Genomic DNA, 5,519 nt, shown 5'->3' with positions numbered 1-5,519 from the left:
GACGACTTGATGATCCGACTGAATCTCGGACAGAAAATGACGGTTCATCGGGGCGAGCCGGCAGACGGGATCGAGTGGGCGGAGATGGACGGACCGGACGGATACCGCATTGAGGTCGGGATACCGTGGACCTCGATGGGACTCGAATCGCCGAGGCCGTTCTTCGGACTCGACATCCACGTCAATGACAACGATTTGGATCGCCGTGAGAGCAAGCTGTCGTGGTATTCCAGACGTGACAATGCCTATCAAACGCCATCCGCGTTCGGGACGGTCGCAATAGCCGAATAACGGGTCAGGAAGCTCGTTTTCGCCTTCATATAAACAAGTTATCAACATCGGTCGAACGGGCATTGCCGGGTGGATAGATTAGGGCGTCATTCGGCAGTCCCGGCGTCAGGCGTCGGACGCCGAACGCACGCTTGCTCCGCAATCATCGTTCTGTCTGGAGGTCTCGAATGAACCACATCTACCGCACGCTGCGGGTGGCCGGCGTATTTGCCATGGCCACTTTCTTTCTTTCCCAGAACGCGCTATCCCAGGGCGTGACGACCGCAGCCATGAGCGGCCTGGTGACCGATCAGCAAGGTGAGCCCCTTCCGGGTGCAAACGTTGTGGCGGTCCACGTCGAGTCGGGAACTGTTTATGGCTCATCCGTGCGCAACGGCGGCGCCTATACGATACCGAACATGCGTGTCGGCGGCCCATACCGGGTCACGACTTCATTCGTCGGATTCACCGATCGGGTAGAAGACAACATCTACCTGAGCCTGGGACAAAATCTCAGACTTGATTTTACTCTTACCGAACAGGCGATTGAACTGGGTACCGTCCTTGTCACGGCCGAACAGGATGAGATCCTCAACAGCGATCGCAACGGTGCGGCGACATTCATCAACCCGGACCAGGTCGCCCAGATGCCATCCATCAAACGGAGCACGCGTGATCTCACACGGCTCGATCCCCGCAGTGATGGTAACCTGAGTTTCGGGGGCCGGAACTGGCTGTTCAACAACATCTCGCTTGACGGCTCGTACTTCAACAACCCGTACGGCCTCGATGCGCCGGAACCGGGTGGCCAGTCGAATGCACAGCCCGTGCCCTTCGACGCCATTGAACAGGTCCAAGTCTCGGTGGCGCCGTTTGACGTACGCGAGGGCGGCTTCACGGGAGCCGGTATCAACCAGGTGACAAAGAGCGGTACCAACGACTTCAAGGGTTCCGCCTATTTCTTTATCCGAAACGAAGACCTGGTGGGCAACAAGCTCAGCGGCCAGGAGATCTTCGCCAATCCCGACCTTTCGTTCACGCAGACGGGAGTGACCATCAGCGGCCCGATCGTCAAGAACAAACTGTTCTTCTTTGCGAATGGAGAGATTGAGCGGCGCGAGGATCCGGGGACAAACTTCACCGCCAGCACGGGTGGGACGCCGGGCCTCGGCGAATCTCGCGTCCAGGCGTCGGTGATGGATCAGATTCGGGATCGTATGATCTCATCGTACGGCTACGATCCGGGCGAATATCAGGGATACACGCACAACACCGACAACGAGAAGCTCCTGGTGAAGTTGGATTGGAACGTAAACCAGAGCAACAATCTGTCGCTACGTTACAACTACCTGAACGCATTTCGCGATCAGGGACCGCATCCGTTCGTACTCAGCTTCGCGGGTACCGGTCGCGGTCCAAATGAAACGAGCCTACCCTTCCAGAAGTCGGGTTACCGGATCAACAACAAGCTGCACTCCTTTGCGCTTGAGCTGAACAGCCGGTCAAACCGGTTTGCCAACCGGTTCTTTGCCAGCTACAGCGTGTTCCGCGATCATCGGGACCCGTTCAGCGAGGACTTCCCGACCCTGGAAATCGCAGAAGACGGTGTCACGTACACGTCGGTGGGACATGAGGGATTCTCCATCCATAACATCCTCGACCAGGACGTGCTGCAGCTGACGAACAACTTCAGCTATTTCGCAGGGCGCCACGTTATAACTGTAGGCGCCAACTTTGAGTACTTCAAGTTCTTCAATTCGTTTAACATCTTCCGGCACGGATTATTCGGACTCGGTTTTGCTTCGACAACCATTCAATCCCTGGATCAGTTTTTCGATGTTACCGACCCCACCAGTGCCAATTTTATAGACTACAGGACGCAGATCGCCAGCGCGGACGCCCCCTTCAAGGGTCAGACGAACGAGGTGGGTCAGCTGGCGTTTTACGCGCAGGACGAATTTCTGGTCAATGAGAAATTCAACCTGACGTTCGGGCTCCGCGTAGACATACCCATGTACTTCACTGAGCCGGTTGCAAATCCGTACTCGACTGGACTGTCGCTACTGGATCAAGACGACAATGCGGAGACGATTGATCAGGCAAAGCTGGCCGGGGCCACGCCGCTCTTCTCGCCGCGCGTCGGGTTCAACTGGGACGTTCGCGGCGACCGATCGACTCAGCTGCGTGGAGGCGCGGGTATTTTCACAGGTCGCCTGCCATTTGTGTGGATCGGCAACGTTGTCGACAACCCGGGTTTCAACCCGAATCTTCCTGCAGAAGGATCGGCACCGACGGACGGCGACATCATCACGCGTGAGGGAGAAAATCCGGATCCGACAAATCTGAACGGCGGTCAGGAGAATTACTCCCGCCTTTCACAGTCGTTCGACGTTAACGGCATGGATCCAGATTTCAAGTGGCCTCAGGTATGGACGGTCGATCTGGGAATCGACCAGCAGTTGCCGTGGGGACTGCTCGGTACGCTCGAGTTTATCTACAGCAAGGATATCAACTCGGTAGTCGTTCGGAATGCCGATCTCGGCCTGCCGATACGTACGCTCTCGGATAGCCGTCCGTATTACGGAGGGTTCGGCTTCAACGAGTTGAACGAAGCGTTTCCGTTCGAAGGCGCGGGTGTATACGTGCTCGACAATTCGAGTGACGGGTACAACTACAATATCACGGCCCAGCTGCGGAAGACGTTTGAATCCGGCTTGAGCACGAGCATGGCCTACACGTTCCTGGAGGCAAAGAGCCTGCTCAAGTCCACCGAGATTGCGAGTGTGCTCTTCTCCGAGAGTCCGGTACAGGGCGATCCGAATGACCCGCAGCTCGGGTATTCTGAATTCGGTAGTCGCCATCGCATTATTGGAAGCGCCATGTACGGCTATCGTTGGTCCGAAACGCTGAAGACGCAACTCGGATTGTTCTTCGAGGTCGCGCAGGGCAACACGTTTCTCGGAGCGGGCGGCAACCGCTACTCGTACACGTATTCGGGAGACGTAAACGGCGATGGATTCGGTGGCAACGATCTCATCTACATCCCGGCGAGTCAAGACGAGATCCGTCTCTCGTCCACGGATGGAAACGGCAACTTCGTCGGAACGGTGGATGACCAGTGGCGACGACTCAACCGATTCATTGAGCAGGACGACTACCTGAGCGATCATCGCGGGGAGATTGCAGAGCGATTCGGTGGGGTCAATCCCTGGTTTGGCAATATCGACCTCCGCCTCTTGCAGGATATCAGCGTTCTCACGGGCAGCAAGCGAAACACACTTCAGCTGAGTCTGGACATACTCAATCTGCCCAACCTCCTCAACTCCGATTGGGGCGTCAGGAAGGTCGCGACGCCCGCTGCCACTTCGCCGTTGACGTTGATCGGATTTGATGGAGATGACGAACCGGTCTTCAACTTTGCCTCGGCGCCGCAGTTGTTCGAGGCGATCGTTGCAGACGGCGATCTTGAGACGTTCGTCGAATCGCCGGCCCTTGCATCCCGGTGGCAGATTCAGCTGGGCGTTAAGTACATCTTCAACTAGGCTGTCAGCCAATCGACGTCGTGCCAACGGGGTGGGTCCATTCGGGCTCACCCCGTTTGTGTTTCGGGGCGCTGCAATCGGGGGAATTTTTTCGGGATCATGCGCCGACAACCTGCTGGAGGGCTCGCTGCAACCGGCCTCGCAGCACGGCCGACAAGACCCGTTTCACCAAAATGTGCACGTACTACACGGCACGGCAGACCCCCGTCACTAGCTACGTGGACCGACCCCACACGAATCGTCAAACTTCACCCGCGCACGACGGTTGCTATTCCTGAGAAAAATGGCTAACAGCAGATATGTGATGCCTCGCTGACCAGTCAGTATTGCAGCTGGACACCAGGCTGAGGATTCTGATGGCCTGAAATGTGAATTGTGGAAAGCCGGACCAGCGGCCGGCGAGCATCTCATCAAGCTGTTCATTTTCACGTGACGTCACCGCCGGACGCAGTGACCGGGGCGTCCCGTCAACGCCCCGCTTTCGTCTGCAGAATATTGGCATCCTACGCTGTGCAAAGTCATGTCAGGTAGTTCCTGTCGGACTGAACTACCGAACATGAGGACACCTTGACAGCTGCGAGAAGCGACGATCCGATCTCTTGCAGGCCTCCGATCGGTGGCAGCCCGTAGTTCACCGGGTGTAAAACAATCGAGTGAGAGGAGGTCGTCATGTTTGCACTGATACTTCGAAGATCCTTCGCGCTACTTACGCTGACACTGCTACTGGGTACCGGCCTCGCGAGCGCTCAAGTGACTCGAACCTGGGTGGGCGGGACGAATGGTCTCTGGAATCTGGCCGCGAACTGGGATCCCTCGGGAATTCCTGCCTCGATTGATCATGTGATCATATCGGGTTCGGGGACAGTCGATTTGGGGGGCGGAGCGATCACGGTCGCGGACATGACGCTCTCGAACAAGACGCTGAGCGGCACGTCCACGATGACCACAAACGGAACATTCACCTGGAACTCCGGCACACTGATGATGGCGGGTGGTTTCGACGCCAACGGGCCGATTTCGCTTGAAAGTACCACCAAGTACCTCTCGACGACGCTGGACCTGAACAACACGACCACCTGGTCCGGTGGCTACGTCTACATGACCGACGGCGCGGTCCTCAACAACACCGCCGGACAGACCATGACCGCCACCCACGAGGGCGGCATGTACTTCGTGCGCAGCGGTGCGCCGTTCTCCGTCGAGCCGGTCTTCAACAATCTCGGTACGTTTGTCAAGAACACTCAGGACGTCAACAACAACTTCACGACCGTTCAGGGCATCACCGGCATCCAGGTCGTCTTCAACAACACCGGGAGCGTCGAGGTCAACCTCGGAACGCCGAATCCGACCAATATGACTGGCACCTCCGAGCTGGACCTCAGCTTTGCCGGCACCTCGACGGGAAGCTTCACGGTAGTCGCCGACGCCATCCTTAGCTTCGACGGCAACCATACGCTCAACGGGGTCTCGATCAGCGGAGCCGGCGAGGTGGACCTCTCGCCGACCACGAATGAGTTGATCAGTTTCACGGGCGCCTACACCTATAACGTCACCGGGACGACCCGGCACTCCGGCGGAGGCACGGGCCGGACGCTCTTCAACGCCGGGACCGTCACCAGCGTCGGCGACGTGATTCACTCCGGCGGGCAACTGGATCTCCAGACCGGGGGCACCATCTCGCCGGTGACCTACGAGCAGAGCGGCGGC

3 protein-coding genes are annotated in these 5,519 nt (G+C 57.7%); all 3 read left to right on the top strand.

Annotated features, from left to right (window positions below; translation table 11 throughout):
* Positions 1 to 9 precede the first annotated feature (9 nt).
* Positions 10 to 291, top strand: coding sequence for a hypothetical protein (locus HKN37_00540; protein ID NNE45126.1), 282 nt, complete (start codon positions 10 to 12; stop codon positions 289 to 291).
* Between the two features lie 167 nt (positions 292 to 458).
* On the top strand, positions 459 to 3,812 hold the full coding sequence (locus HKN37_00535; GenBank protein NNE45125.1) for a TonB-dependent receptor: 3,354 nt from the start codon (positions 459 to 461) through the stop codon (positions 3,810 to 3,812).
* A gap of 669 nt (positions 3,813 to 4,481) precedes the next feature.
* On the top strand, positions 4,482 to 5,519 hold a 1,038-nt coding region (locus HKN37_00530; GenBank protein ID NNE45124.1), incomplete at its 3' end, for a hypothetical protein.

Source organism: Rhodothermales bacterium (assembly GCA_013002345.1).
Lineage (GTDB): Bacteria > Bacteroidota > Rhodothermia > Rhodothermales > JABDKH01 > JABDKH01.
The sequence above is the reverse complement of the archived record's forward strand: the minus strand, read 5'-3'. Positions and strand labels throughout refer to the sequence as shown.

What these genes read in the sequence shown, in the direction of transcription:
- HKN37_00540 (NNE45126.1), top strand. Translation starts at nt 10, where the DNA reads ATGATCCGACTGAATCTCGGACAGAAAATGACGGTTCATCGGGGCGAG.
- HKN37_00535 (NNE45125.1), top strand. Translation starts at nt 459, where the DNA reads ATGAACCACATCTACCGCACGCTGCGGGTGGCCGGCGTATTTGCCATG.